This is a genomic window from Pandoraea sp. ISTKB (assembly GCF_001721285.1).
In the GTDB taxonomy this organism is placed as follows: domain Bacteria; phylum Pseudomonadota; class Gammaproteobacteria; order Burkholderiales; family Burkholderiaceae; genus Pandoraea; species Pandoraea capi.
Genome location: NZ_MAOS01000013.1, coordinates 145362 through 167943, shown reverse-complemented (window position 1 = coordinate 167943; position 22582 = coordinate 145362). Strand labels below are relative to the sequence as shown.

The following is a 22582-nucleotide window of genomic DNA, read 5'->3' as shown; positions in this document are numbered from 1 at the left end:
GTCGCTCTTCACGCGAACCTTTACGTTGTAATCCACTACCCGTTTGACCGGTACCAGGATCTTCATGAACTCGCTCCAAAGTTACGTTTACGTCAATCCGCTGCCATTATAACCACACGGCGAATGACGCATTATTTGCATATTTGAGGCATTTTGCGGCAATCATTCCTGAAATGCTCAGGTATTGCCACAGATGCTCGATCCTGCGGAAAACGGCGTCGGCGCCTGACAGGACGCGCTTGTGCGCCCCACCCTCACCTCGAACGATCGTGCTATTTTTATGCAAATCCTCTTGCGCAGCCAGTTTCCTCGTGGTGCGTTTCCTCTAGAGAAAACACACCGGCGCGCGCACGCCTATGATCGAATGGCGCACCGGTAAAACCCTCGACACGACTGTCGACGACCCTACCGATAAATCGCACCGCCGTCGCACGCACGACGGCCACCCGGCCATCCCGCCAGGAGGAGACATGACAACGCATTCGGAATCGCGTCTGCAAGCCAGCGATGGGCTGACGCTCCACGTCCATACGTGGCAGCCGGAGGCCCGCGCCGGCGACATCGATAGCGCGCCGCTACGCGCAGTCGTCGCCATCGTGCACGGCATGGGCGAACACGGCGGACGGTACGCGCGTCTGGCCGAGCACTTCGCGTCGCTCGGCATCGCGACCGTGACCTACGATCTGCGCGGGCACGGCCGCTCAGGCGGCGCGCGCGTCTATATCGATCGTTTCGACGACTATCTCAACGACACGGAAATCTTTCTCACGCACGTCCGCACGACGTTCGGGCCGACGCCGCTGTTCCTGCTCGGCCACAGCATGGGGGGCGCCATCGCCGCGCTCTATACGATCACGCGCGCCCCCGCCAACGTCAGCGGCCTGATGCTCAGCAGCCCGGCGCTCGCGCCGGGTGAGCCCGTCGCGCCGTGGATGGTGAAGGCCGGACGCTGGGTGTCGCGCTGGCTGCCGAAGGTACCCGTCTTCAAGATCGATCCGGCGGCCATCGCCCGCGACAACGCCGTGGTCGACGCGGCGAAAAAAGACCCGCTCAACGCGTATCGAGGCACCCCGGCGCGCACGGCGGCCGAACTGCTCGACGCCATGACGCGCATTCACGCCAACGCAGACGCCCTGCACTTGCCGCTCTATATCTTCCATGGCACGGCGGACCGGCTCACCGCCCCATGGGCGAGCGAACAGTTCCACGGCAACGCCGGCTCGCAGGACAAGACCCTGCGGCTCTACCCGGGCCACTTCCATGAAACGCTCAACGATCTCGACCGGGAAAAAGTCATCGAGGAATTGACCGCCTGGCTGGTCGCGCATCTGCCGCAAACGCAGGCACCACAACGCGACGCCTCCGGACTGTCTGCACTGGAGATGGATGCAATGCAAGGGACTCGCACGGCCAACACGCCGCGAACGCCGTTCGGTACGCATCACCGTATCTGATCCGGTCGCAGTCGGCCCGAATGGGCGGGTTGGGTACGCCTGAACCCGCCCTGCAAGCAGGGTCTCGCATTCCGATCCCTCACTGCGCGCTACACTGAAGCTGTGTGGATTCGCAAGGAGCCTCCGGCATGCAAGCGCAGACGAAATACTCGCCGCAAACGGTCACCGGCATGCATTTCTGGACGCCGACGATCTTCAGCATCAAGACGACCCGCCCTCCCGGCCTGCAATTCACGGCGGGCCAGTTCGTGCGACTCGGCCTGCCGGGCGACGACGGAGAACTGATCTGGCGGGCATACTCTTTCGTGAATTCGCCTGCCGAAGATACGTTGGAGTTCTACGTAATCACGATTCCCGAAGGCCAGCTCACGCCACGACTGGCCCAACTCAAGGTCGGCGACGAGGTGCTCGTCGACCATACCGCCTACGGCTTTCTCACCCTCGACCGCTTCACCGGCGGCGACGACCTGTGGCTGCTCGCCACGGGCACCGGACTGGCGCCCTTCGTTTCGATCCTGCGCGACCCGGACGTGTGGCAACGCTTCAAGCGCATCTTCGTCGTGCACAGCGTGCGATGGGAACGCGACCTCGCCTATTACGAAGAACTCAAACACTTCTCGCATCCGGACGTCGATCCGTCATGGGTCGACAAGCTTCACTTCGCGGTTAGCGTGACACGCGAGCAAACGCCGGGCGCGCTATTTGGACGTGTCACGACGCTACTGTCGTCCGGCGAATTGGAAAAGGCGATGGGCGCGACGCTCGATCCCGCGACGTCGCGCATCATGGTGTGCGGCAATCCCGACATGATCAAGGAGTTGCGTGCCTGGTTCACCGGCAACGGATACGCCGTCAGCCGTACGGCGACGCCGGGGCCGCTGGTGCTGGAAAAACAGTGGTGATGGTGGAGCGCATCCGGTGGATGCGCGATTCACAGCACTAACGGGAGACTGCGAGGAGATGGCAGGGAGATGGCGGGGAGACGGCGCTCAGTCCGTCGGCTTCGCCCAGTCGGGCGCCCGCTTCTCGATGAATGCCTGCACGCCTTCGAGCGCGCACGCGTCCATCATGTTGCAAGCCATCGTCTGCCCGGCCATCTGATACGCAGCCTCGATGCCGGTCTCAGCTTGCCGGTAGAACAGCCCCTTGCCCGCCGCCACCGCCGCAGCGGGCTTGGCAAGAATCGAGCGGCATAGCGCCGCCACCTCGGCGTCGAGCCGCTCCATCGGCACCACCCGATTGACCAGTCCGCGCTCGCGGGCCGTCTGTGCATCGATGAAGTCGCCGGTCAGCAGCATCTCCATGGCCTGCTTGCGGGTGAGATTGCGAGAAAGCGCAACGCCGGGCGTCGCACAGAACAGACCGACATTGATGCCGGAGACGGCAAAGCGCGCCACCGACGTCGCGACCGCAAGATCGCACATCGCGACCAACTGACACCCTGCCGCCGTCGCGATACCGTGCACCCGTGCGATGACCGGCTGCGGCATGCGCTGCATCGACAGCATCACGCGCGTGCACTGATTGAACAACGTCCGGTAGTAATCGAGCGAGGGCTCCGCGCGCATCTCCTTGAGGTCGTGCCCCGCGCAGAACGCCGGGCCGGACGCCGCCAGCACCACCACACGGGCGCTGTCGTCACGAGCGATGTCGTCGAGCGCGCCTTGCAGCGCGTCGAGCATCGCTTCGGATAACGCATTGAATTGACGCGGACGATTGAGCGTGAGCGTCACCACACCGGCCAGCTCACCTTCGCCACGAGTGACGAGAACCAGCGGCTCGGGCGCCGCCGTCGCTTGCGATGACGTCATGTCGTCTCCTGTGCCGCACGTTCGCGCTGGGATGTGCCCTGCGCGCCGGCCGCTATCGATTTATCGGATCAATCGAATCTATCGAGGGCCGGCGTCCTGACGTCAGACGTCGGCGAGCACCTTCAGATGCGCCACGACACTGCGGCCGAGCGCGGAGAGGTTGTAGCCGCCTTCGAGGCAGCTCACGATACGCCCCTTCGCGTGGCGATCCGCGATGGCCTTCACTTCCTTCGTGATCCACGCGAAGTCCGCTTCGGTCAGGCCAAGACCACCGAGATCGTCCTCACGATGCGCATCGAAGCCCGCCGAGAAGAAGATCATCTCGGGACGGAATGCGTTGAGGCGTCCCAGCCAGCCGTACTCGATGGCCTCGCGCGCCGCCATGCCGGACGTGCGTGCTTCAAGCGGAATGTTGAGCATGTTCGGCGCCGGATCGTTGGCGCCGGAGAACGGATAGAACGGGTGCTGGAAGATACCGCACATCAACACGCGCTCGTCGTTGCCAAACGCAGCCTCCGTGCCGTTGCCGTGGTGCACGTCGAAGTCGACGATCGCCACGCGCGACAACCCGTGGACTTCGAGCGCATGAGCCGCCGCAATCGCCACGCTGTTGAACAGGCAAAAGCCCATCGCACGCGTGGGCGTGGCGTGGTGACCCGGCGGGCGCACACTGCAAAATGCGTTGTCGAGTTCGCCGCGAATCACCGCATCCGTCGCCGCGACCGCTGCCCCCGCTGCGCGCGTTGCCGCACGCCACGAATACGGATTGAGCAGCGTATCGGGATCGATTGGGAAGTACCCGGATTCGGGAATGTTGTCGCGGATAAAATCGATGTGATCCTGCGTATGCACGAGCCGCAGGCTGGCCTCGTCGGCCGCCGGCGCTTCACGTCGTTCGAGCAGACCGTCGATGCGACCGGCAATCAGTTGGTCCTCGATGGCGCGCAGCCGCTCGGGGCATTCCGGATGCCACTCGCCCATCTCGTGACGGACGCAATCGGGATGTGTATAGAACCCGGTAGCCATTCGTTGTGTCGCCTATCGCTTCGAATCGTTTTATTGGGACGGGCGGGGGATGCCCGCCGCGCCGTGGTCTCCACGTCCGGTAGCGGCCGGATGCGGAGCCTGACTCGCGCCGCAACGATGTGACTGACAGTCGTCAACAACACTCGCAAACGCGTGCCGATGGCCGGCATCCCCCATGAACACTGTCACGGACAGTGCACAGGCCTTAAGGTATCACAGGTGCACTCGGTTATACTGCCAAGCAGTCTCCCAGCAGACCCGTGACAGCCGGTTAGGGCCGTTCTCCCGAAATTCGGGACGGCAGGAACTGGCATGAATGGTTGGCGCTCTAGGTAATCACGCACGTCGAGTTACCTTTCGATGAGGACCGAATCAACGCAATGCGATTCGACATCGACAGGCCGCGACGAGAGCATCAACGCGACTAACGTGACGATGGCCCCAAGGGCCGCGTCGCATTCGGACTTCATACAGGCCTGACAGACAGCATGACATCACCGGTACGGATGTACGATTCACTCCCACGTTCGATGCGCGCGATCAGCGCGTTCAGCATTGCGCTGTGCATCGGCGCGTTTGCACTGACAAGCGTAAGCGCGCACGCGCAAGCCCGTGGCAAGCAAGCGGCGCAGACCGAGTTCGAGGAAGAAGTGGTGCCGCAACGCTACGCGGCCAATCCCGAGGTCGACGCATTCATCAACGACATCGTGGCGCGCGACGGCTTCGATCGTACCGAGTTGCAGAAGGTCTTCTCGCGCGTGGTGTTCTCACAGACGGCCGCACGTCTTGCTGCGCCGCCCGCCACGCCCGGCCAGAAAAACTGGACGAATTACGAGAAGCGTTTCCTCGACAACACGCGCATCAACGGCGGCGTGCGCTTCTGGAATCAGAATGCCGCAGCGCTCTCGCGTGCCGCTAAAGAATACGGTGTGCCCGAGGAGATCATCGTCGCCATCATCGGTGTCGAGACGATCTACGGGCGCAACATGGGCAACTTCCGCACCATCGATGCGCTCACTACGCTTGCGTTCGACTATCCGCCCGCGCGCAATCGTTCGGAGCGTATGGCGTTGTTCCGCAAGGAACTCGAAAACCTGCTGCTCTACGCACGTGAGCGCGGCGTCGATCCGTTCAGCATCTATGGCTCGTATGCCGGCGCGATCGGCATTCCCCAGTTCATGCCGTCGTCGATCCGGAACTTCGCGGTCGATTACAGCGGCGATGGCAAGATCAATCTGACGACGGATGTCGCCGACGCCATCGGCAGCGTCGCCAACTTCCTCAAACAGCACGGATGGCAGCCGGGACAACCGGTCGTGTGGAACATCGCCGCCGATCGCGGGAGTCAGGGGCTGGCCGAAGCGGGCGCCGATGGGCAACCCGAACCGCATTGGAAACTCGGCGACTTCATCAAGGCCGGCATGTTGATGAACGAGCCGCGCCTCGACGTGGGCTCGGCGCTGGACACGCCGGTGCTGATCGTCGATCTGCCGACACCCGGACAAGCCACGCAGTACCGCATGGGCCTCACGAACTTCTACGTGCTCACGCGTTACAACCGCAGCTTCTTCTACGCGATGTCCGTGTACGACCTGGCAGACGCCATCAAGGCAGCACGCGCGCCCTGATCGTTGGGACGCAGGCGCCGACAGTCGGCGTCGACCACCATCGGTCACCATCGACCGTCGCGCATGAAAAACGGGACCCTCGGGTCCCGTTGTCGTTTGATGCCTTGCCGCTCGACTTACGCCGGGAACACGCCCGTCGACAAGTAACGGTCACCACGATCGCAAACGACGAACACGATGGTCGCGTTCTCGACCTCATGCGCGAGATTCAGCGCGATCTGGCAGGCACCGGCAGCCGAGATGCCGCAGAAAATACCCTCTTCTGCCGCAAGGCGACGTGCCATGATTTCGGCTTCGGCGTGCGTCACCGAGACCGTACGGTCCACGCGGGCGCGGTCGAAAATCTTCGGCAGATAGGCTTCCGGCCACTTGCGAATCCCCGGAATACGCGAGCCTTCGGCCGGCTCAGCGCCGATGATCTGCACCGACTCGCTCTGCTCTTTCAGGTACTGCGAGACACCCATGATCGTGCCGGTCGTGCCCATTGCGGAGACGAAGTGCGTGATGCGGCCTTCGGTATCGCGCCAGATTTCCGGGCCGGTCGTTTCGTAGTGCGCGAGCGGGTTGTCGGGATTGGCGAACTGATCGAGGATGATGCCGCGTCCGTCGCGCTCCATCTGCTGGGCGAGGTCACGTGCGTACTCCATGCCGCCCTTGACCGGCGTCAGGATGATCTCGGCACCATAGGCGCCCATGCTCTGACGACGCTCGACGGAGAGGTCTTCCGGCATGATGAGCACCATCTTGTAGCCACGCACGGCCGCTGCCATCGCCAGCGCAATGCCCGTATTGCCCGAGGTCGCTTCGATCAGCGTGTCGCCCGGTTTGATGCGCCCGCGCTGCTCGGCGTGCTTGATCATCGACAACGCGGGACGATCCTTCACCGATCCCGCCGGGTTGTTGCCCTCTAGCTTGCCGAGAATCACGTTGTTGCGGCGGCGGATTTCGTCGTCGGGCAAACGCACCAGTTGCACCAGCGGTGTGTTGCCGATGGTGTCTTCGATAGTCTTATAGGCCATTGCGCTAAGCTTTTTTCGGTCGGGAATCGAAACATTCTAATCCACCGGCCATGACCTCGCTCAGGGTAAGGTCTCGCGGCCGGGCGTCGCTGCAGCGAACGCCCGGCGATTCGAGACGCTGGCGAGGCCTCTGACGTCAGAGCTTCGGCGCGCTGGCGCTCGCGGGTGCCTTGGCTTTCTTAGATTTCGACGACTTTTCCGGTGCAGCGCCGGCGGCAGACGCCGTCGACGGGGCAACCGCCGTACCGGGCTTGGCATCGCCGCTCGCCTTCGCGTCCTTTGCATCTTTCGACGTCTTCGATTTGCCGGACTTGGCGGCCTTGGTGTCCTGGGCACCTGCCGACGAAGCGGCGGCGGGAAGCGGTGCGCCCGGTTTGGCCTGCCCCGCCACACCGGGTGACGCCGGAGCCATCGTTGTGCCGGCAGCAGGCGTCGGCGTCGGGGTCTTCTGTGTGGACGTTGCGGGTACCGGCGCGGCTGGCGTGACAGGCTTGGCGGGCGTGGGCGGAGCCGTCGGGGCCGGCGACACAGGGGCCGCCGCAGGCTTCACCGATGACGGTGCGCTCGACGCAGGCGTCTTAGCCGACGGTGCGGGTGCTGGTGCTGGTGCTGGTGCGGCGGACGGCACCGGCTTGGCTGGCGCCGGCGACGCCGAGCCTGCGCCCTTGCCACCGATCGTCATCCCCTCCGACTGGAGCGACGAGACAGACTTGTCTCCGAGCCCCTTGACGCGTTTCGCGACGTCTGCCGCATCCTTGTACGGCCCGTGGGCGTTCCGTTCGTCGATGATGGCTTTGGACTTCACCGGCCCGATTCCCTTCAGGGTTTCCAACTGGGCCTGATCGGCGGTATTGATGTCGACGGCGGCCGTCGCGAGACCGCACAGAGCGAAAAAGGCAACCACCGCCAGCAAGAGTTTGCGCAGCATGATCTGATCCTCATTAGGTCACTCGGGCCGATACCGCCGACGCAGTCGTTCCGTCCATCGGATATCCCCGATACCGGTTTAACGCATTAGCCGTCGCCCGGATGACACCGCCCGAGAGGACGCGCCAAACAAAACGGGGAGCCGTCTGGCTCCCCGCGTACCGGGCGCCCCCGGTGAGATGCTTTGCGCCCGTGGCGCCCGCTTACCGCCGCCGACCGCTTACTGCGCCAGCAGCCAGCGCACGTAACGCGAAACGCCTTCACCGACCGTGTAGAACGGCTGCTGATAGCCGCCGGCCTGACGCAGATGTTCGACGCTCGCCTGCGTGAAGCACTGATACTTGCCGCGCAGCGCGTCCGGGAACGGGATGTACTCGACGAGCCCTTGCTTGACCATCTCGTCGAGCGACAGCGGCGCTTCACCGGCCTCCTCGCGCAACGTGTTGATCACGGCAATCGCGATGTCATTGAACGGCTGCGCGCGCCCCGCACCGAGGTTGAAGATGCCGCTGCGCTCCGGATGATCGAAGAAGTGCAGGTTCACCTTCACCACGTCTTCGACCGACACGAAGTCACGGCTTTGCGTCCCGGCAGCGTAGCCGTTGTACTCGCCGAAGAGCTTCACACGGCCATTGGCACGGAATTCGTTGAAGTTGTGGAACGCCACCGACGCCATGCGGCCCTTGTGCGCCTCGCGCGGGCCGTAGACGTTGAAGTAACGGAAGCCGGCCACCTGACTCGGCAGCTTGCCGCCCGCTTCGCGCATGGCGCGGCGCACGATCTGGTCGAACAGAAACTTCGAGTAGCCGTAGACGTTCAGCGGCTTTTCGTACTCGCGCGTCTCCACGAACGTTTCCGACGCGCCATAAGTCGCTGCCGACGAGGCATACAGGAAAGGCACGGTCTGCGTCTGACAGGCCTCGAACAACGCCCGCGTGTAGCGGAAGTTGTTCTCCATCATGTAGCGGCCATCCGTCTCCATCGTGTCGGAGCAGGCGCCCTCATGAAAAATGGCGCGCACGCGACCGAACTCCCGGCGCTGGAAGCGCGCGACGAAGTCGTTCTTGTCGAGGTAATCGCTGATCTCGCAGTCGACCAGATTACGGAATTTGTCCGCACGCGTGAGGTTGTCGACCGCCACGATGTCGGTCTCTCCGCGCTCGTTGAGGGCTTTGACGAGGTTGGCGCCGATGAAGCCCGCGGCGCCCGTCACGATGATGGTCATGTCAGCTCGGAAAAGAGTTCGGTGTAGTCGACGGTCGCGGTGCCTAGCTTGCCCACGACGATGCTGCCCGCACGATTGGCGAGCACAACGGCTTGCGGCAGCGGCAGACCGGCAGAAAGCGACGCGGCCAGCGTGGCGATCACGGTGTCGCCCGCGCCGGAGACGTCATACACTTCACGCGCCTGCGCCGGCACGTGCAGCGCACCGCTTTCGGTGAAGAGCGTCATGCCCTCCTCCGAGCGCGTGAGCAGCAGCGCTTCCAGCCCCAGCGATTCGCGCAGATTCTGTGCCCGCGACGTCAGATCGTCTTCCGAACGCCACACGCCCACGACCTGCTGCAATTCTGAGCGATTCGGCGTGAGGATCGTGGCGCCGCGATAGCGTTCGTAATCGCTGCCCTTCGGGTCGACGAGCACCGCCTTGCCTGCGGCACGCGCGGCTTCGATCATCGGCTGGACATGCGTCAAACCGCCCTTGGCATAGTCCGAGAGCAGCACGACGTCATAGCTCGTGAGCAACTGACGATACTGGTCGAGCACCGCCAGCAATACCTCACGCGCCGGCTGATTCTCGAAGTCGATACGCAGCAGTTGCTGCTGACGCGACACGATGCGCAGCTTGATGGTGGTCGCGAGATCGGCGTCGCGCGTCACGAAAGCCATCACGCCGCTGGCGTCGAGCATGTCGACCACGCGCTCGGCGGGTTCGTCCTCGCCCAGCACGCACAGCAGGCCGGCCTGGGCTCCCAGCGATGTCGCGTTGAGCGCCACGTTCGCGGCACCGCCCAAACGCTCTTCGTTGCGCTTGACGTGCACCACCGGCACCGGCGCTTCCGGCGAAATGCGATTGACGTCACCGAACCAATAGCGGTCGAGCATCACGTCGCCGACGATCAGCACCCGGGCACGGCTGAACGCCTCGCGGGGTACGCTGGGCACGCCCGGCGCCTGAACCGTACGGGTAAGCGAAGTTGCCGTCGAATTCATCCGTCGTTCCTCGAAAATCAGGCGGACTCGCCCAGACCGCGGCCGATGCCGTGGTATTCGATACCCAGTTCCTGCATGGCTTCCGGGTCGTACAGGTTACGGCCGTCGAAGATCAGCGGCAGCGACAACGCCTGCTTCACCTTGGTGAAGTCCGGGCTGCGGAAGGCCTTCCATTCCGTGACGATGACCAGCGCGTCAGCGCCCGTCAACGTGTCGTTCTGCGTGGCGCAGAACTCGATGCGGCCATGGGCCTGAGCGTCGTCGGCAAAGTCCAGCGCGACGACGCGGCGCGCTTCTTCCAGCGCCACCGGATCGTACGCACGCACGCTCGCACCACGACGTACCAGCTCCGCGATCACACGACGGCTGGGCGCTTCGCGCATATCGTCGGTGTTCGGCTTGAACGCCAGCCCCCACAGCGCGAACGTCTTACCCTTCAATTCCTCACCCAGACGCGCCACGATCTTGTCGATCAGCACCGTCTTCTGCGTTTCATTGACGGCTTCCACCGCGTTCAGAATCCGCAGCGGCAAACCGTAGTCTTCGGCGGTACGCACAAGTGCCTGCACGTCCTTCGGGAAGCACGAGCCGCCGTAGCCGCAACCGGCGTACAGGAAGTGATACCCGATGCGCGGGTCCGAGCCGATGCCCTGACGCACGTCTTCGATATCCACGCCCACGCGATCGGCCAGATTGGCCAATTCGTTCATGAACGAAATACGCGTTGCCAGCATGGCGTTGGCGGCGTACTTCGTGAATTCCGCCGAGCGAACGTCCATATACAGCGTGCGCTCGTGATTACGGTTGAACGGCGAGTACAGACGCTTCATCATCGCGCGCGCCTGCTGACCGTCGGCATCGTCATCCACGCCGATCACGATGCGATCCGGACGCATGAAGTCGTCCACCGCCGCACCTTCCTTCAGGAATTCGGGGTTCGAGACGACCGAGAACTTCACGTCTTCGCCACGCTTCGCAAGCTCTTCTGCGACCGCGGCGCTCACCTTGTCTGCCGTGCCCACCGGCACCGTCGACTTGTCCACGATCACCTTGAAGCTCTTGGCGTAACGGCCGATGTTGCGTGCTGCGGCCACGACGTATTGCAGGTCGGCCGAGCCGTCTTCATCGGGCGGCGTGCCGACCGCGATGAACTGCACGTCGCCGTGCGCCACGGAGGCCTCGACATCGGTCGAGAATTGCAGACGACCCGCTTCGCGGTTGCGTGCGATGACTTCCTGGAGGCCCGGTTCGTGAATCGGCACGCCGCCGTTGTTCAGGATCTCGATCTTGCGCGGATCGACGTCGAGACAGAACACGTCATTACCGACGTCTGCGAGACAGGCACCCGTGACAAGGCCGACGTAGCCGGAACCGATGATGGTGATCTTCATGATTTTGCGATGTTATGAAACTTATGTTGCTGCCGGCACGTCGGCACGTCGCGGCGTGTACGTCTCCCAGCCGTTACAGCCGGGGCACTGCCAATAGAAAAGTCGGGCGCGGAATCCGCACTGGTCGCAGACATAGCGCGGCAACGACTTGGTGCGCTGCGTAATCAGCTTGCCCATGAGTTGCAGGTCCGACTGCGTGTCGCCATGCGCGGTCGCCGCATGCGCTTCGAGCAAACGCGCCATGCCGGGGGCGCTCGGTGCACGATGCATCTGCTCGCGCATCAGCTTGAGCGCGGCTTCCGGGCCGTCGAGCGACAACGTCTTTTCATAGACGATTTCGAGCAGATCGTCCGACGGGTTCTTGCGCAAGGCTTCACGCAACATGGCCAGCCCTTCCGGCGCCCGGCCCAGAGCCTCGAAGGCCTTCATGACCCGCTTGGCAGCGAGCCCGAGGTACATCGGATTCTGCTCCTCGATCGTGCGCAGCACCCGCAGCGCGCCCTCGGCATCTCCGGCGGCGAGCAGCATATCGCCGCGCAGCAGCGGTGCACGCACGTTGGCCGGATTCACGGCGAGCGCGGCGTCCAGCTCACGCCCGACCGCCTCGGTATCTTTGCGTTGCAGCGCTTCCTGCGCCAGCTCGCAATGGAACTGGGCGATTTCCTTGCGGTAGGACACGGCCGGATCGAGATCCGTCAACGTTTCGGCTTCCGCCAGCGCTTTGCGCCACTCTTTCTCGATCTGATAGATCGTGAGCTTCGCATGTTGCGCTGCCTTCGCGTACGCGCCGGTCTGCAACCGGCTGAAAGCGTCTTCGGCGCGATCGAGCAGACCCGCCTTCAGGAAATCGTGACCGAGTTCGTACAGCGCATGCTCGTGATCGGCTTGCGGCAGATCATCGCGCGAGAGCAGGTTCTGATGAACTCGAATGGCGCGCTCCGTCTCGCCGCGACGGCGGAACAGACTGCCGAGTGCGAAGTGCAGTTCGGTCGTTTCGGGATCGAGCTTGGCGACTTCGATGAAGGCGTCGATGGCCTTGTCCGGCTGTTCGTTCAGCAGGAAGTTCAGACCGCGGAAGTAGGATGCCGGCAGATTGCGGCTTTCCGAGAGCAGGCTGCGCAGATCAAGTCGCGCAGCCACCCAGCCGCAGCCGAAGATCACGGGGATGGCAAGTAGCCACCAGACCTCGAATTCCATGAATGCGTGTTGTCGTTGAAACAGTCGATGAGGATGACGAGCGTCGTGCGCCGCGCCGCGTTAAACCGGCGGCAGCATCGGCGGCTGATCGCTCGCCTCGGGATCACGCTGGGCACGGGCCAGGTCGCGTCGCGTGCGACGCAGTTCAAGGCGTTGGCGCATCAGGCTCGGCAACGTCGCGAGCACGCCGATGACACCACCGACCACAAAAAATGCCAGTCCGATCATGATGAGCGGCGCTGTCCACGTATGCCCCAGGAACAGGTTCAACGTGACCTCGCCGGTGTTGGCCAGCGCGAGACACAGCAACACCACGAAGACGATCAGACGAACGATCCAAACAATCAGCTTCATGCCGAAAGGCTCCTGCGGCAGGATTGCCGTATGTTTTGCAGCTTGAGCCGGCCGCACGAGGCGTCGAAGCCCTGAACGCAACAGGCCAGCACGTGGGCGTATTGTACCGGATGTGCTCTGCGAGGCGTCGTTCCTGCAAAGTGCTTCACATTTCCGGCGATTGTCCGCACCGGCGCCTCCTTGTCGATCGTCAGATACAAAAAAAGCGCCCGAAGGCGCTTTTCTTGCGTAGTAGATCCCAAAGGGCCTTATTGGTCCGACGCCTTGTGATCAACCCGCTCTCGCAACTCCTTGCCGGGCTTGAAGTGCGGCACGAATTTCTCCGGCACCATCACTTTTTCGCCCGACTTCGGGTTGCGGCCGACGCGCGGTGGCCGACGGTTGAGCCCGAAGCTGCCGAAACCGCGGATTTCGATTCGATGACCGCGCGCAAGCGCATCGGCCATCGCGTCGAGAATCGTCTTCACCGCGAAATCGGCATCCTTGAGCACCAACTGGGGAAACCGCGCCGCCAACTGGTTGACCAATTCAGACTTGGTCATAGGCCTTGGACCTTACTGATTCTGGCTGTCCAGCTTGGCCTTGAGCAGGGCACCGAGGTTCGTGGTGCCGCTCGCTGCCGAGCTATCCGACGACATCTTGCTCATCGCTTCCTGTTGCTCGGCCGAATCCTTGGCCTTGATCGACAGGTTGATGTTGCGCGACTTGCGATCGATGTTGACGATCATTGCGTTGACGGCTTCGCCTTCCTTCAGCACGTTACGGGCATCTTCCACACGGTCGTGCGAGATTTCCGAAGCGCGCAGGTAGCCTTCCACGTCATCGCCCAGCGACACGACAGCACCCTTCGGGTCAACGGCCTTGATGGTGCCGTCAACGATCGAGCCCTTGTCGTGGATCGCCACGAAGGTGTTGAACGGATCGCCTTCGAGCTGCTTGATACCCAGCGAAATGCGTTCCTTCTCGACGTCGATGCCCAGAACCACGGCTTCGACTTCGTCGCCCTTCTTGTACTTGCGAACAGCTTCTTCGCCGGCTTCGCTCCACGACAGGTCCGACAGGTGGACCAGGCCGTCGATGCCGCCCGGCAGACCGATGAACACGCCGAAGTCGGTGATCGACTTGATTGCGCCCTTGATCTTGTCGCCCTTCTTGAAGTTGCGCGAGAAGTCATCCCACGGGTTCGGCTTGCACTGCTTCATGCCGAGGCTGATACGACGACGGTCTTCGTCGATCTCGAGCACCATGACTTCGACTTCGTCGCCCAGCTGGACAACCTTGGTCGGTGCAACGTTCTTGTTGGTCCAGTCCATTTCCGACACGTGAACCAGGCCTTCGATCCCCGATTCCACTTCGACGAATGCGCCGTAGTCGGTGATGTTGGTGACCTTGCCGAACAGGCGGGTGCCTTGCGGGTAACGGCGAGCAATGCCTTCCCACGGATCTTCGCCGAGTTGCTTGACGCCCAGCGAGACACGGCCCTTCTCTTGATCGAACTTGAGGATCTTGGCGGTGACTTCTTGGCCAACCGACAGAACTTCGCTCGGGTGACGCACACGACGCCATGCGATGTCGGTGATGTGCAGCAGGCCATCGATGCCGCCGAGGTCGACGAACGCGCCGTAATCGGTGATGTTCTTGACCACGCCCTTGACGATCGCGCCTTCCTTGAGCGTTTCGAGCAGCTTGGCGCGCTCTTCACCCTGGGTGGCTTCGATCACGGCACGGCGCGACAGCACAACGTTGTTGCGCTTGCGGTCGAGCTTGATAACCTTGAATTCGAGGGTCTTGCCTTCGTACGGGGTCGTGTCCTTGACCGGACGCGTGTCAACCAGCGAACCCGGCAGGAATGCACGGATGCCGTTGACCATCACGGTCAGACCGCCCTTGACCTTGCCGGTGATCGTACCGGTCACGAGGTCGCCCGATTCGAGGGCCTTTTCCAGTTGCAGCCACGAGGCCAGACGCTTGGCCTTGTCGCGCGACAGCACGGTGTCGCCGTAGCCGTTTTCCAGGGCGTCGATCGCCACGGAAACGAAATCGCCGGCCTGAACTTCGACCTCGCCCTGATCATTCAGGAATTCTTCGATGGGGATGTACGCTTCGGACTTGAGGCCGGCGTTGACGACCACGAAGTTGTGGTCAACCCGAACGACTTCAGCGCTGATGACTTCACCAGCACGCATGTCTTGACGGGAGAGCGACTCTTCGAAAAGCGCCGCGAAAGATTCGTTGGTCGAGGTTTGCAGGTCGGACATAAAAGTGGATTACGCCGCTGACGTCCATCTCCCGAAGGGGGGCTGACGAGAACGTGCAACGGTTGGGTTAAAGGTTAAACAAAGCCAAGCCAGGTGACTGCATGAAACACCCGGTCAGGCGCCTTGCGGGTACTGCACTTGCGCGAACCATTCGAGCACCTGAGCCACCGCCTGATCGACGTTAAGCCCCGACGTGTCGAGTACCCGCGCACCCTCTGCCGGTCTCAGCGGCGCCTCGGCACGGGTACGATCCCGCGCATCGCGCGCCTCAAGATCCAGCATGAGACTGTCTATGTTAGCAGAAAATCCTTTTTCTATCAATTGCTTATACCGCCTCTCGGCACGCGCCTGTGGCGTGGCGGTCAAAAACACCTTCAAATCGGCTTCCGGGAAGATCACCGTTCCCATGTCACGACCGTCCGCCACCAGCCCAGGCGCGGTCTTGAAACCCCGCTGGAGCGCCGTAAGCGCCTGCCGGACAGCCTTGTGCACCGCAATGCTGGACGCCCGATTGCCGATCGCTTCGGCACGGATGGCGTCGGTCACGTCCTCGCCCGCCAGCCAGATACGTTGATCGCGAAAACGCACGTCGAGCGTCTCCGCGAGGACGGCGAGGGCGCTCACGTCATCGGGGTCGATGCCATGGCGAGCACTCGCCAGCGCGGTCAACCGGTAGAGCGCGCCGCTGTCGAGGTAATGAAACCCCAGTTCGTCGGCCACCCGGTGCGCCACCGTCCCTTTACCGGACGCCGTCGGGCCATCCACCGTAATGACCGGAATCGAGTCGTCCACCACCGTCAAATCAGGCATTCCTTCGTCTCTGTCTATCCAACACATTAAAAAATAAAACTTCCCATCCAAATAATAATGATTATCATTTAGATATGGACGCTATTTGCGCCGCCGGAAGATGTGACTGCCATGCAAAGCCGCGATTATCCCTTAGCCGGCCCCGAATGGGTGCCGCCGCCCGATCCGCAAAACCCGACACCGCGCCGCGCGCAGCGCTGGATGGGGTTTGCCGGGGCGGGCACGCTCATCGCCGTCGGCTATATGGATCCGGGCAACTGGGCCACGGCGATCGCGGGTGGTGCCCGCTATGGCTACACGCTGCTGAGCGTGGTGCTGCTCTCGAGCGTCATGGCGTTGTTGTTGCAATGGTTGGCCGCGCGCGTCGGCCTGGTGACCGGACGCGATCTCGCGCAACTCTCACGTGACCAGTATAGCCGTCGCACCTCGTTGGCGTTATGGGGGCTTTGCGAGATCGCCATCATCGCCTGCGATCTCGCCGAGATCATCGGTAGCGCGGTCGCACTGCAACTGCTGTTCGGTCTGTCGTTACCGGTCGGTGTCGTGCTCGCCGGCTTCCTCGCCTTTGCCATGCTGGGTTTGCAGGGGTTCGGACAGCGCCGCCTCGAAGGCGCCGTCGCCGCCTTGATTCTGCTCACTGCCGGCTGCTTCGCCGCGCAGCTCGCACTGGCCAATCCCGATTGGGGTGCCGCGGTCTCCGGCCTGCGCCCGCGTAGCGAGATCGTCGCTCAGGCGGGCATGCTCTGGCTGGCGGTGGGGATTCTCGGGGCCACGGTCATGCCGCACAACCTGTACCTCCACTCGGCGCTGCTTCGCATGCGTGGCGAAGCGATGCCCGAACGCACGCCCGCCACGATGAACCGGGCGCTGAAGACAACCCAGTGGGACACCACGCTCTCGCTTGGCTTCGCCTTTCTCATCAACGCCGCACTGCTGATACTTGCCGCTGCCGTGTTCCACGCCAGTGGCAACACCGCGGTGGAATCGCTTGGCGACGCGCACAAGTTGCTGGCGCCGTTGCTCGGCAGTCAATGGGCGGGCGTCATGTTCGCGGTCGCCCTGCTCGCCTGCGGCCTGAACTCCACCGTGACGGCCACACTCGCCGGTCAGGTCACAATGGAAGGTTTTCTGAATCTGCGCATGAAGCCATGGCAGCGCGCGCTCATCACGCGGGGACTGGCGTTGATTCCGGCGTTGTTGATCGTCGGCCATGGTGGCGAGGCCCAGACCACGAACCTGCTGATTTTCAGTCAGGTGGTGCTCAGCCTTCAATTGCCGTTTGCGGTGATTCCGCTCGTCCGGTTTGCCGGTGATGCCAAGTTGATGGGGCAGTGGCGGGTTCGCGGCGTGCTGCTTGCCAGCGCATGGCTGATCGCCGCCGCCATCGTCCTGCTCAATGGCGTATTGCTCTGGCAAACGATGACGGGGCAGGCGTGATGGCCGTCGGCACGCGACGTCCGGGCTTGTTCGTTGGGCCTCCCCCGCCATGACAAAGGCCCGGCGTTTCATCGATCAGGGGCGCCGGCCCGCCTCGGAAGTCGGCGAACGCAGCGTTGCGAGACGCCAGAATGGTCATACGCTCGCCCTAACGGAACACGGCTGAGCAACCTCAGAAAAGAGGCGCCAGCGCGAACGACGCGGCGCCAGGAATGCACAAAGCCCGATTCAGCCCCGCGCAAGATCGCAACGGTACCGAATCGGGCCTGCCGGCACCGAGCAAATTACGAAGCGACGCGCGAAAACTCGGCGAAGTACGTCGGGAATGTCTTGGCGACGCACTTCGGATCGTTGATCGTCACCGGCACACCGCCCAGACTCACGAGCGAGAAGCACATGGCCATGCGGTGATCGTCGTAGGTGTCGATCGCCGCATTCGGCGTCAGCGCAGCGGGCGGCGTCACGCGCAGATAATCCGCGCCCTCCTCCACCGTCGCCCCGACCTTGCGAAGTTCGATGGCCATTGCAGCCAGCCGATCCGTTTCCTTAACGCGCCAGCTGGCAATATTGCGCAGCGTCGTGGTGCCGTCAGCAAAGAGCGCAGCCACGGCAATCGTCATCGCGGCATCAGGGATGTGATTGAAATCCATATCCAGCGCACGCAGCTTGCCCGAAGGGGTATCGATGCCATGCACTTCGATAGCATCGTCATGCAGCGTCACGCGCGCGCCCATCGCCGCCAGCGCGTCGACGAAGCGCACGTCGCCCTGAATACTGTCACGGCCGACACCTTCTACACGCAGCGGGCCACCACCGATCGCGCCGGCGGCCAGAAAGTACGACGCAGACGAGGCATCGCCTTCCACGCGAATCTCACCCGGGCTCCGGTACTTCGCGCCGTCCGCACCCGCCGCCGGAAGCGTGAAGCGCGACCAGCCGTCCTGACGCACGTCGATACCGAACCGGCGCAGCAGTCGCAGCGTGATGTCGATGTACGGCTTGGAAATCAATTCGCCTTCGACTTCGACGACAATCTCGCCCGTCTCCGACGGCAGCAGCGGCAACGTCAGCAACAACGCCGTCAAGAATTGGCTCGACACATCGCCGCGCACGCGAATCGGCGCCACAGGCGCCTTCACATCGGCCGGTTTAATGTGCAACGGTGGATAGCCGGCATTGCCGAGATAGTCGATCTGAGCGCCAAGCTGCCGCAGTCCGTCGACGAGATCCCCGATCGGACGCTCGTGCATACGCGCCACGCCAGACACCTCATAGTCGCCATGACTCAGCGACAACGCCGCCGTCAGCGGACGAATCGCGGTTCCTGCATTCCCCATGAACAGCTTCGCCAGCTTCACCGGAAATACACCGCCGCATCCCTCCACGATGAAGTCACGTGAATCGCCGACCTGAGTGCATTTGACGCCCAGCGCAGCGAGCGCGTCGAGCATGACCTGCGTGTCGTCCGACGCCAGCAGTTCACGCACACGCGTCGTGCCGCGCGAGAGCGCGGCGAGCAGCAGCACACGGTTCGAGATACTTTTCGAGCCGGGCAGTCGAAGCGTGCCTTCGGCGTGGCCGTACGGGCCAAGATCGAGCGTTTCCATTACTTTTCCTGTTGCTTGGCCCAGTCCGTTCGCGCCTGGCTGGTGCGGGCGAACACGGCCTCGAGACCGGCGCCATCACCGGCATCGATCAATTGACGTAGCGAGCCGAGTGTCGCGAGATAACCATCGAGCTCGGCAAGCATGGCGTCGCGATTCGCCACGCAGATGTCGCGCCACATTTCCGGATTCGACGCGGCAATGCGCGTGAAATCGCGAAAACCGCCGCCCGCGAACCCGAACTTCAGTGCGGCGTCCGGCGCGTCGAGAATTTGCGCAATCAGCGCATACGACAACACGTGAGGCAAGTGACTCACCGAGGCAAACACGCGGTCATGCTGTGTTTCGGTCATCTCGGAGACGCGCGCGCCCGTCGCTTCCCACATCGCACGCACCCGCGCGACGTCGTCGCTGCGGTTACCCGACTGAGGGCACAGCACGACGCGACGATCACGATACAGGTCCGCCTTCGCCGCATCGACGCCCGACAGTTCGGCACCGGCAATCGGGTGTCCTGGCACGAAGCGCCAGGCGTCGTCGCCGAGCGAAGAACGTGCGGCCGCTACGGCGTCCGTCTTTGTGCTGCCCGCATCGGTCACGATCGTTTGGCCGCCCAGATACGGACGGATCGCAGCAAGTAGTGCAGGCGTTTGTGCCACCGGCGCAGCCAGCAACACGATGTCGGCGCCTGCGACGGCATCCGCCATCGACGATGCCGCCCGATCGATCACGCCAAGTTCACATGCGCGAGCGAGCGACGCCTCGGTGCGTCCCACCCCCACGACTTCCTTCACGGCGCCAGCCGCTTTCAGCGCGCGCGCGAGCGAACCGCCGATCAGACCAACGCCGCAGATAACGAGCTTATTCAGACTCATGGTGTCTTTCCCCGGCGTCACGCGGAACGCGGGTACGAGCCGAGCACCTTGCAATAGGCCGCGTTCTGACGCAGCGCGTCGAGTGCCTTGGCGACATTCTCATCGTCGCGATGCCCTTCGAAGTCGACGTAGAAGTAATACTCCCAGGCACCGCTTTTGGCCGGACGCGACTCGAAGCGAGTCATGGACACACCATTGTTGGCCAGCGGTTCGAGGAGCGCGACGACGGCACCCGCGCGATTCGGCACCGAGAGAATCAGCGACGTCTGATCGCGGCCGCTCGGCGCCGCGTCCTGCGTGCCGATCACAACGAAACGCGTGCGATTGTGCGGATCGTCCTGCACGTGCGAGAACGCGATCTGCAAGCCATACTGCGTCGCCGCCGATTCACCGGCGATGGCGGCAATGGCCGGATCGGCCGCTGCCATACGCGCGGCCTCGGCGTTGCTCGACACGGCCTGACGCTCAAGCTGCGGAAAATGCGCCGTCAGCCAATGCTGGCATTGGGCCAGCGACTGCGCGTGCGAGCAGATGCGCGTCACACCGTCGAGCGTACCCGACAGGGACATCAGGTTATGGTGAATCGGCAACGCCACTTCGCCGCCAATGGTCAGGGGGCTTTGCAGCAACAGATCCAGCGTGCGCGAGACGACACCCTCGGTCGAGTTTTCGACCGGCACGACGCCGAAGTCAGCACTACCAGCTTCAACGGCACGAAACACTTCGTCCAGCGACGGGCACGGCAGCCCCTTCACGCTCTGACCGAAATAGGTCAGGGCAGCTTGCTCGCTATAAGTCCCGGCGGGGCCGAGATAGGCGACGGTCATCACCTTTTCCAGCGCGCGGCTGGCCGACATGATCTCGCGCCAGATGGACGCCAGATTATCGCCGTACAACGGGCCGTCGTTAGCTTGCTGCAAGCGGGAAATCACCTGCAATTCCCGCTCGGGCCGGAATACCGGGGCACCAAAGCGCTTCTTGACCTCACCCACTTCGAGGGCGACAGCCGCGCGTTGATTGAGCAACTTGAGTAGTTGCGCATCGATAGCATCGATTTTCTCGCGCAAAGGGCGCAGCGATGCGTTCAGATCGTCTTCCATGGAGCGTATTGTCTTCTTGCTAAGTGACATGATCAGGCAGCTCGCGGCGCACAGTCTTTCAACCGTTGCGCCGGCCGTTCGCCCTCGTCAGCCGTGGCTGCGCTCGAATTCGCGCAGATAGTCGACCAGTGCCTCGACGCCGGCAAGCGGCATTGCGTTGTAGATCGAGGCGCGCATGCCTCCCACGGACTTGTGGCCCTTGAGTTGCAGCAGGCCGCGCTCGCGAGCGCCGGCCAGGAATGTTTCGTTCAGTGCGTCGTCGTGCAGGAAGAACGGCACGTTCATCCGCGAGCGGCAATCCGGAGCGACCGACGTACGATAGAAATCGCTGCCGTCGAGGAAACCGTACAACAGCTCCGCCTTCGCCTTGTTCACCGACTCCATCGCCGCAAGGCCACCCTGGCGCTTGAGCCACTGGAACACCAGCCCCGCAATGTAGATCGCGTAAGTCGGCGGCGTGTTGTACATCGAATCGTTCTCGGCGACCGTCTTCCAGTCGAACGCGCTCGGCGTGAACGGCAACGAACGACCGAGCAGGTCGTCGCGCACGATTACCATCGTCAGCCCCGACGGCCCGATGTTCTTCTGCGCGCCACCATACATCACACCGAACTTCGACACATCCATCGGACGCGAAAGAATGTGCGACGAAACGTCGGCGACCAGCGGCACGTCCGACAGACCGACGGCCGCCAGGTCCGGCGTCCAGAAATACTCGACGCCATGGATCGTTTCATTCGTGCAGATATGGACGTAAGCCGGGTCCTTGGACAGCTTCCATTCATCGACCTGCGGCAGACGCGTAAAATTTTCCGCTTCGGTGCTGACTGCGACGTTGACGTCGCAATACTTGCGCGCTTCCTTCTGCGACTTGACCGACCACGAGCCGGTCACGACGTAGTCCGCCGTGCGACGCTCGTTCGCACGGGCACCGCCCAGCAGATTCATCGGGATGATCGCGTTCTCGGCGAGCGCCCCACCCTGCATGAAGAGGATCCGGTAGTTGTCCGGTACCGCGAGCAGCTCGCGCAGGTCGGCCTGCGCCTGCGCCAGAATGCTCATGAACTCCCGGCCGCGATGGCTCATCTCCATCACGCCCATGCCGGCACCCTGCCAGTCGAGCATTTCCTCGGCTGCCTGACGTAGAACCTCTTCAGGCAGCGCCGCCGGACCGGCGGAAAAATTGAAAGCGCGCGTCATATTGGTTTTGCAGCAGTAAAAGTGAAACGCAAGCCGACGGACATTGACCCGTGCGGCTTGCGTTTCACGTCTTGCGAGGACTCGCGATGTGCCGGGATATCCCGGCCGAGCGGCGGCGGCGGCAAAGACCCACTATACCGCCAGTTGGCCCTTACGTGCGGAGGCGGGCCGTAATTCCGGCGCAGGATGGTCGTTTCCCGGAAAATTCCGAGCAGAACCTGCCGGCAAACCCCATCAATGCAAAATGGCCGTTTGCGATCTCTCGCAAACGGCCATTATC

At 63.0% G+C, this 22582-nt stretch carries 20 protein-coding genes; 4 read left to right on the top strand and 16 right to left on the bottom strand.

Going from position 1 to position 22582, the window contains the following annotated elements; genetic code table 11:
- The first annotated feature begins 470 nt into the window (after positions 1-470).
- Together A9762_RS03940 and A9762_RS03935 are read left to right on the top strand one after the other, a co-directional pair.
- Positions 471-1454: an alpha/beta hydrolase gene (locus A9762_RS03940; RefSeq protein ID WP_069340734.1), complete on the top strand. Its 984-nt coding sequence runs from the start codon at positions 471-473 to the stop codon at positions 1452-1454.
- A 128-nt stretch (positions 1455-1582) separates the two neighbouring features.
- Positions 1583-2356, top strand: coding sequence for a ferredoxin--NADP reductase (locus tag A9762_RS03935; protein WP_069340733.1), 774 nt, complete (start codon positions 1583-1585; stop codon positions 2354-2356).
- 87 nt (positions 2357-2443) lie between these two features.
- On the opposite strand, the gene A9762_RS03930 is transcribed toward A9762_RS03935, so the two are convergent.
- Both A9762_RS03930 and A9762_RS03925 read right to left on the bottom strand, forming a co-directional pair.
- Positions 2444-3265, bottom strand: a complete 822-nt coding sequence (locus A9762_RS03930; protein ID WP_069340732.1) for an enoyl-CoA hydratase — start codon at positions 3263-3265, stop codon at positions 2444-2446.
- A gap of 102 nt (positions 3266-3367) precedes the next feature.
- The gene (locus tag A9762_RS03925) at positions 3368-4291 is read right to left on the bottom strand and encodes a histone deacetylase family protein (protein WP_069340731.1); all 924 of its coding nucleotides are present in this window, start codon (positions 4289-4291) and stop codon (positions 3368-3370) included.
- A 530-nt stretch (positions 4292-4821) separates the two neighbouring features.
- Between A9762_RS03925 and mltB the strand changes: the two genes are divergently transcribed.
- The gene (gene mltB, locus A9762_RS03920; protein WP_240493434.1) at positions 4822-5919 is read left to right on the top strand and encodes a lytic murein transglycosylase B; all 1098 of its coding nucleotides are present in this window, start codon (positions 4822-4824) and stop codon (positions 5917-5919) included.
- Positions 5920-6035: 116 nt separating this feature from the next.
- On the opposite strand, the gene cysM is transcribed toward mltB, so the two are convergent.
- The 10 genes from cysM to cmk form a co-directional block, all read right to left on the bottom strand.
- Positions 6036-6938, bottom strand: a complete 903-nt coding sequence (gene cysM, locus A9762_RS03915) for a cysteine synthase CysM (protein ID WP_069340729.1) — start codon at positions 6936-6938, stop codon at positions 6036-6038.
- 136 nt (positions 6939-7074) lie between these two features.
- Positions 7075-7866: a helix-hairpin-helix domain-containing protein gene (locus A9762_RS03910; RefSeq protein WP_069340728.1), complete on the bottom strand. Its 792-nt coding sequence runs from the start codon at positions 7864-7866 to the stop codon at positions 7075-7077.
- 219 nt (positions 7867-8085) lie between these two features.
- On the bottom strand, positions 8086-9090 hold the full coding sequence (gene rfaD, locus A9762_RS03905) for an ADP-glyceromanno-heptose 6-epimerase (protein ID WP_069340727.1): 1005 nt from the start codon (positions 9088-9090) through the stop codon (positions 8086-8088).
- On the bottom strand, positions 9087-10076 hold the full coding sequence (rfaE1, locus tag A9762_RS03900) for a D-glycero-beta-D-manno-heptose-7-phosphate kinase (protein WP_069340726.1): 990 nt from the start codon (positions 10074-10076) through the stop codon (positions 9087-9089). The genes rfaD and rfaE1 overlap by 4 nt, the downstream gene beginning before the upstream one ends.
- 17 nt (positions 10077-10093) lie before the next feature.
- Complete coding sequence (locus A9762_RS03895) at positions 10094-11467, bottom strand: UDP-glucose/GDP-mannose dehydrogenase family protein (protein WP_069340725.1); 1374 nt, start codon at positions 11465-11467, stop codon at positions 10094-10096.
- Positions 11468-11488: 21 nt separating this feature from the next.
- A complete protein-coding gene (gene lapB / locus A9762_RS03890; protein ID WP_069340724.1) occupies positions 11489-12664 on the bottom strand; it encodes a lipopolysaccharide assembly protein LapB in 1176 nt (391 codons plus the stop codon).
- Between the two features lie 60 nt (positions 12665-12724).
- Positions 12725-13018: a lipopolysaccharide assembly LapA domain-containing protein gene (locus A9762_RS03885; RefSeq protein WP_042115054.1), complete on the bottom strand. Its 294-nt coding sequence runs from the start codon at positions 13016-13018 to the stop codon at positions 12725-12727.
- A gap of 248 nt (positions 13019-13266) precedes the next feature.
- On the bottom strand, positions 13267-13560 hold the full coding sequence (locus A9762_RS03880; protein ID WP_017232087.1) for an integration host factor subunit beta: 294 nt from the start codon (positions 13558-13560) through the stop codon (positions 13267-13269).
- A gap of 12 nt (positions 13561-13572) precedes the next feature.
- Positions 13573-15276 (bottom strand): 30S ribosomal protein S1, encoded by a 1704-nt coding sequence (gene rpsA / locus A9762_RS03875; RefSeq protein ID WP_044454718.1) that lies wholly within the window; start codon positions 15274-15276, stop codon positions 13573-13575.
- A 114-nt stretch (positions 15277-15390) separates the two neighbouring features.
- Positions 15391-16086, bottom strand: coding sequence for a (d)CMP kinase (gene cmk, locus A9762_RS03870; protein WP_217424881.1), 696 nt, complete (start codon positions 16084-16086; stop codon positions 15391-15393).
- A 111-nt stretch (positions 16087-16197) separates the two neighbouring features.
- On the opposite strand from cmk, the gene A9762_RS03865 reads away from it, so the two are divergent.
- Positions 16198-17523, top strand: a complete 1326-nt coding sequence (locus A9762_RS03865) for an Nramp family divalent metal transporter (protein ID WP_083253603.1) — start codon at positions 16198-16200, stop codon at positions 17521-17523.
- A gap of 284 nt (positions 17524-17807) precedes the next feature.
- On the opposite strand, the gene aroA is transcribed toward A9762_RS03865, so the two are convergent.
- From aroA to serC, 4 genes are all read right to left on the bottom strand, one after another.
- Positions 17808-19130 (bottom strand): 3-phosphoshikimate 1-carboxyvinyltransferase, encoded by a 1323-nt coding sequence (gene aroA / locus A9762_RS03860; RefSeq protein ID WP_069340722.1) that lies wholly within the window; start codon positions 19128-19130, stop codon positions 17808-17810.
- Entirely contained in the window at positions 19130-20002 is an 873-nt protein-coding gene (locus A9762_RS03855; protein WP_069340721.1) for a prephenate dehydrogenase/arogenate dehydrogenase family protein, read from the bottom strand. The genes aroA and A9762_RS03855 overlap by 1 nt, the downstream gene beginning before the upstream one ends.
- Positions 20003-20019: 17 nt before the next feature.
- The gene (gene pheA, locus A9762_RS03850; RefSeq protein ID WP_069340720.1) at positions 20020-21102 is read right to left on the bottom strand and encodes a prephenate dehydratase; all 1083 of its coding nucleotides are present in this window, start codon (positions 21100-21102) and stop codon (positions 20020-20022) included.
- A gap of 87 nt (positions 21103-21189) precedes the next feature.
- Entirely contained in the window at positions 21190-22302 is a 1113-nt protein-coding gene (gene serC / locus A9762_RS03845; protein WP_069340719.1) for a 3-phosphoserine/phosphohydroxythreonine transaminase, read from the bottom strand.
- Positions 22303-22582: the final 280 nt, after the last annotated feature.

Coding starts and splice junctions, on each gene's coding strand:
- aroA (WP_069340722.1), bottom strand. CDS start 19,130: ATGGAAACGCTCGATCTTGGCCCGTACGGCCACGCCGAAGGCACGCTT.
- A9762_RS03940 (WP_069340734.1), top strand. CDS start 471: ATGACAACGCATTCGGAATCGCGTCTGCAAGCCAGCGATGGGCTGACG.
- A9762_RS03865 (WP_083253603.1), top strand. CDS start 16,198: ATGCAAAGCCGCGATTATCCCTTAGCCGGCCCCGAATGGGTGCCGCCG.
- rfaD (WP_069340727.1), bottom strand. CDS start 9,090: ATGACCATCATCGTGACGGGCGCCGCGGGCTTCATCGGCGCCAACCTC.
- pheA (WP_069340720.1), bottom strand. CDS start 21,102: ATGGAAGACGATCTGAACGCATCGCTGCGCCCTTTGCGCGAGAAAATC.
- serC (WP_069340719.1), bottom strand. CDS start 22,302: ATGACGCGCGCTTTCAATTTTTCCGCCGGTCCGGCGGCGCTGCCTGAA.
- cmk (WP_217424881.1), bottom strand. CDS start 16,086: ATGCCTGATTTGACGGTGGTGGACGACTCGATTCCGGTCATTACGGTG.
- lapB (WP_069340724.1), bottom strand. CDS start 12,664: ATGGAATTCGAGGTCTGGTGGCTACTTGCCATCCCCGTGATCTTCGGC.
- A9762_RS03930 (WP_069340732.1), bottom strand. CDS start 3,265: ATGACGTCATCGCAAGCGACGGCGGCGCCCGAGCCGCTGGTTCTCGTC.
- A9762_RS03935 (WP_069340733.1), top strand. CDS start 1,583: ATGCAAGCGCAGACGAAATACTCGCCGCAAACGGTCACCGGCATGCAT.
- A9762_RS03880 (WP_017232087.1), bottom strand. CDS start 13,560: ATGACCAAGTCTGAATTGGTCAACCAGTTGGCGGCGCGGTTTCCCCAG.
- rpsA (WP_044454718.1), bottom strand. CDS start 15,276: ATGTCCGACCTGCAAACCTCGACCAACGAATCTTTCGCGGCGCTTTTC.
- A9762_RS03910 (WP_069340728.1), bottom strand. CDS start 7,866: ATGCTGCGCAAACTCTTGCTGGCGGTGGTTGCCTTTTTCGCTCTGTGC.
- A9762_RS03925 (WP_069340731.1), bottom strand. CDS start 4,291: ATGGCTACCGGGTTCTATACACATCCCGATTGCGTCCGTCACGAGATG.
- A9762_RS03855 (WP_069340721.1), bottom strand. CDS start 20,002: ATGAGTCTGAATAAGCTCGTTATCTGCGGCGTTGGTCTGATCGGCGGT.
- A9762_RS03895 (WP_069340725.1), bottom strand. CDS start 11,467: ATGAAGATCACCATCATCGGTTCCGGCTACGTCGGCCTTGTCACGGGT.
- cysM (WP_069340729.1), bottom strand. CDS start 6,938: ATGGCCTATAAGACTATCGAAGACACCATCGGCAACACACCGCTGGTG.
- A9762_RS03885 (WP_042115054.1), bottom strand. CDS start 13,018: ATGAAGCTGATTGTTTGGATCGTTCGTCTGATCGTCTTCGTGGTGTTG.
- mltB (WP_240493434.1), top strand. CDS start 4,822: ATGCGCGCGATCAGCGCGTTCAGCATTGCGCTGTGCATCGGCGCGTTT.
- rfaE1 (WP_069340726.1), bottom strand. CDS start 10,076: ATGAATTCGACGGCAACTTCGCTTACCCGTACGGTTCAGGCGCCGGGC.